We start from the raw sequence: 5,530 nt of genomic DNA, 5'->3' as shown, positions 1-5,530 counted from the left end.
GGGGGCGCCGTTGTCGCAGGTCACTCCGCGGAAGACCTCGACGGTCTTGCGGCTGTCGTTGCGGATGTTGAGGCTCTTGGAACCCAGGCCGCTGATCACGGTGATGCAGCCGCCCGGGTGGGCGGAGTAGGAGCGCTCGTTGATGTGGATCCAGCCCTCCTCGAAGTTCCGGCGGCCGTGGTTGTTGCCACCCTCGTGGTCGTTGCCCTCGTGGTTGTTGCCCTCGTTGCCCTTGCCCTCGTTGCCCTTGGAGGCGTTGCCACCGGTGTCGCCGCCCATGGGCGCGGCCGGGGCGGCCTGCACGGCGGCGGGGACCGTCTGGATCTGCGGCGCGGGGGAGGCGGCGGCGTAGGTGATGCCGGTCGCGGTCAGGGCTGCTGCGGCGGCGACGGCCGCGGTGACGGCGCGCGAACGGGTCATGATCATGGCAGTGCTACTCCTCGTTCTCAGATAGGTCGGCTCGGCAGCCGTCCTGTGACCGAACGTACGCAGCCGCATCCGGGCTGTCATCTCGAGCGGAGCGGGAGTGCTGCTTCATGGGAGCCGATCGGGGTATGCCGAGCGCTCGACCGCCGTGTGGCAAAGAACTGATGGGTCATCAAGAAGTCATAAATTATGAGTAATTGACTGGCCATTGACCCGTCAGGGTAATCTTCTGATGCCAGCTCACCTCTTCCGGTGGCGGGCCTGACGGGAACTGTCGGCGCGTCGATGCTTGACATGCGGAAGATGCCAAGCATTGCACAACGGGTCCGGCTGATGCCCGACGGGCGAGCGGTGACGCCGCAGGAGTATGAGCGGTGGAGGATCCGCGATTACGGAGGCTGTGGCCGTCCGGCCTTCGGGGCCCGCTGAGTGGCCGCACGGTCCGGTGTGCCGGACCCGCCGGACATGCCACGAACGCGCGACGCGTGTCCGCCGCAGCCGACCCGGCTGCCGAGCCGACCGACTGGCGCCGGGCCGGCCGATGGGCGCCGGGCCGGGGCGCCGGTGGCACACCTACCTGCCGAGATCGCGTGGCATCGTCCGCGACTTCTTCCGGGATCGCTGCGGCTTCGAGGGGCTCCTACCCGGCGGGCGTCTCCGCGAGCTGCACCGGCATCGGCACGGGCACCGGACAGCAACCTGGCGAGCCCTTACTCACCTGCGGCACCTGCTGATGGACAGCGGTCTCCTTCCGCCGCGTCGACCGTCAGCTCACCTCCACCAGGGGTGACTGACCGGAACGGCCCGTGGCCATCGGGAAACCCCGAACACCGCTGGTTCATCCGGCACTTCGCCACCTGACACCGGAGGCGGCACCTGCGGGCGAAGGCAGAAGAGGCACCGTTGGAAGGCCCCAGAGCAACCACACCAAGCAGGAAGTGGCGATCCGCCAGCTCGTCCGCCAAGGGCCGGTCCCCGACATCGCGGAGGCCCTCGGCTGTCACGGCCGGCCTCCCAGCGGGGCACCTGACCTGGACCTTCCTGGCCCTGCGCTGATCTCACCGGAGCCGACCCGAGTGCGTTCGTCCAGCGGGTTCTCAGATCCAGGTGGGCACGTGCCCCTCGGTGTAGCGGGCGCCGAAGCCGCCCTCAGGCAGGATCTCGCCGATTGCCTCGAGGTCGGACTCGGTGAGGGTGAGGTCGGCGGCGCCGACGTTTTCCTGGACGCGCTTCGGGCTGCGGGTGCCGGGGATGGGCACGACGTGCTCACCCCGGGTCAGGAGCCAGGCCAGCGCGAGCTGGGAGACGGTGGAACCCATGGCCGCCGCGAGCTCTGCGAGCCGGCCGACGGCTTCGACGTTCTTCTCGAAGTTGCCCGGCTGCCAGCGAGGGTCGAGGTTGCGCATGTCGGTGGCTTCGTACTGGCCGGCGGGCTTGGCGGTGCCGGTGATGAATCCGCGGCCGAGGGGGGAGTAGGCGACGAAGCCGATGCCGAGTTCGTCCAGGGTGGGCAAGAGCTGCTCGACGTCCCGTTCGAACAGGGAGTACTCGGTCTGCAGGACGGAGACCGGCTGCACGGCGTGCGCCTTGCGGATCGTCTCGGGTCCGGCCTCGCTGAGGCCGAAGAACTTCACCTTGCCCGCGTCGATCAGCTCCTTGACGGTGCCCGCGACCTCCTCGATGGGCACGTCCGGGTCGACGCGGTGCTGGTAGAAGACGTCGATGTGATCCACGCCGAGGTAGTGCAGGCTGTTGTCGGCGACCCTGCGGATGTTGTCGGGCCGGCTGTCGGGAACGCCGCCGATCTGCTCCGGAGGCACGGACATGTCGACGCCGAACTTGGTGGCCAGGACCACGTCGTCGCGGAAGTCCCTGACTGCCTTGCCGACCATGATCTCGTTGGATCCGGTGCCCCAGCCGTACATCTCGGCGGTGTCGAAGAAGGTGACGCCCAGGTCGTGCGCGCGACGGAGGGCGGCGACGCCGGCCTCCTCGCCGGTGGGTCCGTAGGCCATCGTCAGGCCCATCGCGCCGTAGCCGATCGCCGAGACCTCAAGGCCCTGGCTTCCCAGTGTCCGGTGCTGCATGAATGACTCCTCAGGAAGAAGCCAGTGCCGCCCCGCCCACGTCTGCCCGCGGAGGAGCGGCGGCAGGTGGCGTGCGATCGCAAGGCTGCCGATGCCCTTGTACTGGGCCTTGCTCGGGCTTTCGGTGAACGCGGCGAGCGTGCGTGCCGGACGTCGCTCTGCGCGGGCGGACGTCGGCGGGGGCGGCACTGGAAGGCAATTGCCGGTGGACCGTTGTGTCAGTGCGCTGCGACGGTCAGTCCGGCGCGGTGGATGCGGGTCTGCTCCGCGACGCGCCGGCCGAGGTGGCGGGCGGTGTTCAGGTCTGCGTCGTGGACGGCGGGGGTGTCGTTGAAGCTCTGTGCACCGGCGCCGAGGTAGAAACCGAGGCGGTTGTCGTCCTGGGGGTTGGATGTGGTGGTGTTCCAGCCCGGAAGCAGGCCCAGGCTCACCCAGAGCATCCCGTGCTGGGCCGCCAGGAGCGAGAGGTACTGCAGGGTGTGCATCTTGTCGCCGCTCATGGAGCCGGAGTTGGTGAATCCCGCCGCGAGCTTGTCGCTCCAGGCACGGGTGCTCCACCGCTTGCTGGTGGCCTCGGCGAAGGCGTGGAACGCCCCCGACGCGGTGCCCATGTAGGTGGGGGTACCGAAGATGATGGCGTCCGCGGCGTCCATCAGCTCCCAGTCGGCGTCGCTGAGGGAGGCGACGTCCACGCGGTGGACGTGCGCCCCGGCGATGGAGCGCGCGCCGTCCGCGACGGCCGCGGCGATCTGCGCGGTGTGGCCGTAGCCGGAATGCGAGGCGATGACGATCGAGATGTCGGACATGAGTGTTCCTCTCCTGCCGCGATGGCGGCGTGTTCGGTGGTGCGCCGGCGCACGACGAGCTGCCCGCTGCGGCGGGCGGTCGCACGGCTCCACGCTTGGTGACCACGGGCCCGGCGGGGCATATCGCATGCCCAGGTGCCGCGGGCAGGTGTCGGCCACCAATCAGCTGGATCGCTGTTCCGCTGAAAACAGTAACACCGATAAGGCGACGATACGCAAAGTCGGATATCGTTGTTCCATGAACGAAGGACGACGCGCCGCGCGACGCCAGGTACTGCAGGTGGCCGCCAAGCTCTTGGAGGAAGGCGGCAGTGACGCGGTCTCCACGCGTGCTGTCGCCGCGGCCGCGGGCATCACGGCCCCCGCGCTCTACCGGATGTTCGACGACAAGGACGGGCTCCTGGCCGAACTGGCCGCCTACGGATTCGAGATGTACCTGGCCGAGAAACGGGAGGCACTGGCGCTGACACCCGACGACCCGGTGGCCGACCTCTACCGCGGCTGGGACCTGCACGTCGACTTCGGGCTGCGGCACCCCGCGTTCTACATGCTCATGTACGCCACCGTGCGCCCCGGGCAGCGGCCCCCGGCGGCGGACGAGGCGCACGCCCTGCTGGTGAGACTGCTGGGCCGGGCGGCCGAGGCCGGGCGCCTTCGGGTCCCGGTGGAGCAGGCGACCCGCGTCATCCACGCGGCGACGACGGGGGCCGCACTGGCGCTGATCGGCGAAGAGCCCTCGGTGCGGGACCTGACCACCTCGACACGGCTACGGGACACCGTCATCGCCTCGGTCACCACCGACTCGCCCGCCTCGTCCGGGTCGGACCTGGCCTCGCGCGCACTCACCCTCGATGCCGCACTGGAAACCGCACTCACCACCGGGTCCCCGGCCGCGGGCACCGGGGTTCCTCTGCGAGAGACGGAGACGGCTCTGCTGCGCGAATGGCTGCAGCGGCTCGCAGGCTGAACCGGCCGGCTGCTCCATAGGCCGTGTGGATCCGGTTCACGGCGGGAGGGACGGGTGTGTTCGTCCGCTCTTCGCGTAGGAGACGGTCAGTTGCGGACTGTCAGCGTTGGCGTGTGACCTGTTTCCGGGACCATGCGGTGGCGTCGGCGCCGTAGCGGACCAAGAGGCGTGCGAACTGGATGCGTTCCTCCGGCGACCAGGCAGCGGTGATCTCCTGGAACGCTTCTCGCTGTTCAGCGGCGAAGCGGTTACGTTCGGCCTCGCCGTGCTCGGTGAGTTCGAGCACCGTGCGGCGTCCATCGGTCTGGGACGCCGCACGGCGCAACAAGCCGTCATGGATGCACGCGGCGACGGCCCGGCTGGCAACCGGTTGGGCGACGCCCATCTCGGCCGCGAGGCCACCGACGGTCGTCTCACCCGGCGCGTCGGCGATCACATTGAGTACGAGGTTGCGTGAGAGGTCCTTGCTCGAAGCCGGTGCGCGCCGTCGCAGCCGGGACAGCGCCGGGCCGATCTGGTCCAGCGCCAGGTCGTCGGGGGCCTGATCGGAGAAGGAGGCGCTGCTCATGTGTCTGAGTGTAGCCCGCGCCCGCACATTTGCATGACCCTTGATAAGTGCATGGCATCGGGTATGTAAATGTGGACGAGCAAGGAAACGAGGCGGGCCGCCATGGCACTCACCGCGATCACCAACGCCCCGGTCTTCGACGGGGAGAAGAACCTCGGGGTGCAGACCGTGGTCATCGACGGCGGCAGGATCGCTCGTGTCGGGGGCGATGCTCCCCGGGGCAGCGAGATCGTCGACGGCGGCGGCGCCACACTGCTGCCGGGACTCATCGACGCCCATGTTCACTCCGCCCCGGGTTCCCTGGCGCTCGCCCTGCGGTTCGGGGTGACGACCGAACTGGAGATGCAGGGGATGAACACGCGGGAGAACCGCGGGCTCATCACCGAGGACGACACCGTGGCTGACGTGCGCTCTGCCGGATTTGCCATCACACCGCCCGGTGGTCACCCCAGCGAGCTGATGCCCGAGGGATTCCGGCCGAAGTGGGACCTTCCCCCGGTGATGCCTTTGATGCCCTTCTCGACAACGCCCGAGGAGGCCGCCGCCTTCGTGCCCCAACTCCTGGCTCGTGGATCGGACTTGGGTGCAGATCTATTGAGGGTGCTGTCGATCAGTCAGGGAATATGAGCTGGCCGCGGTAGCGTGCCTGGTGGTTGCGGGTGAACTCCTGCTGCTG

5 protein-coding genes and 1 pseudogene are annotated in these 5,530 nt (G+C 68.9%); 2 read left to right on the top strand and 4 right to left on the bottom strand.

The window, feature by feature from the left end; all coding sequences use genetic code 11:
- The 3 genes from ACFC02_RS41340 to ACFC02_RS41330 all read right to left on the bottom strand — a co-directional run.
- Positions 1 to 426, bottom strand: a 426-nt coding sequence (locus ACFC02_RS41340; RefSeq protein ID WP_376367988.1) for a hypothetical protein, incomplete at its 3' end; no start/stop codon positions are given.
- Between the two features lie 1,097 nt (positions 427 to 1,523).
- Positions 1,524 to 2,513 (bottom strand): aldo/keto reductase, encoded by a 990-nt coding sequence (locus tag ACFC02_RS41335; RefSeq protein ID WP_376367986.1) that lies wholly within the window; start codon positions 2,511 to 2,513, stop codon positions 1,524 to 1,526.
- Positions 2,514 to 2,731: 218 nt separating this feature from the next.
- Positions 2,732 to 3,319: a flavodoxin family protein gene (locus ACFC02_RS41330; RefSeq protein WP_376367984.1), complete on the bottom strand. Its 588-nt coding sequence runs from the start codon at positions 3,317 to 3,319 to the stop codon at positions 2,732 to 2,734.
- Positions 3,320 to 3,557: 238 nt separating this feature from the next.
- Here ACFC02_RS41330 and ACFC02_RS41325 point away from each other — a divergent pair, with 238 nt between their 5' ends.
- Positions 3,558 to 4,286, top strand: a complete 729-nt coding sequence (locus ACFC02_RS41325; protein ID WP_376367982.1) for a TetR/AcrR family transcriptional regulator — start codon at positions 3,558 to 3,560, stop codon at positions 4,284 to 4,286.
- 100 nt (positions 4,287 to 4,386) lie between these two features.
- Here ACFC02_RS41325 and ACFC02_RS41320 read toward each other — a convergent pair whose 3' ends face one another.
- Positions 4,387 to 4,854, bottom strand: a complete 468-nt coding sequence (locus tag ACFC02_RS41320; RefSeq protein ID WP_376367980.1) for a MarR family winged helix-turn-helix transcriptional regulator — start codon at positions 4,852 to 4,854, stop codon at positions 4,387 to 4,389.
- Between the two features lie 102 nt (positions 4,855 to 4,956).
- Between ACFC02_RS41320 and ACFC02_RS41315 the strand changes: the two are divergent.
- A pseudogene (locus ACFC02_RS41315) lies at positions 4,957 to 5,433 on the top strand (amidohydrolase family protein); the annotation flags it as partial.
- Between the last annotated feature and the right edge of the window lie 97 nt (positions 5,434 to 5,530).

The sequence above is a fragment of the Streptomyces sp. NPDC056160 genome (assembly GCF_042268205.1).
GTDB lineage: Bacteria > Actinomycetota > Actinomycetes > Streptomycetales > Streptomycetaceae > Streptomyces.
The sequence above is the reverse complement of the archived record's forward strand: the minus strand, read 5'-3'. Positions and strand labels throughout refer to the sequence as shown.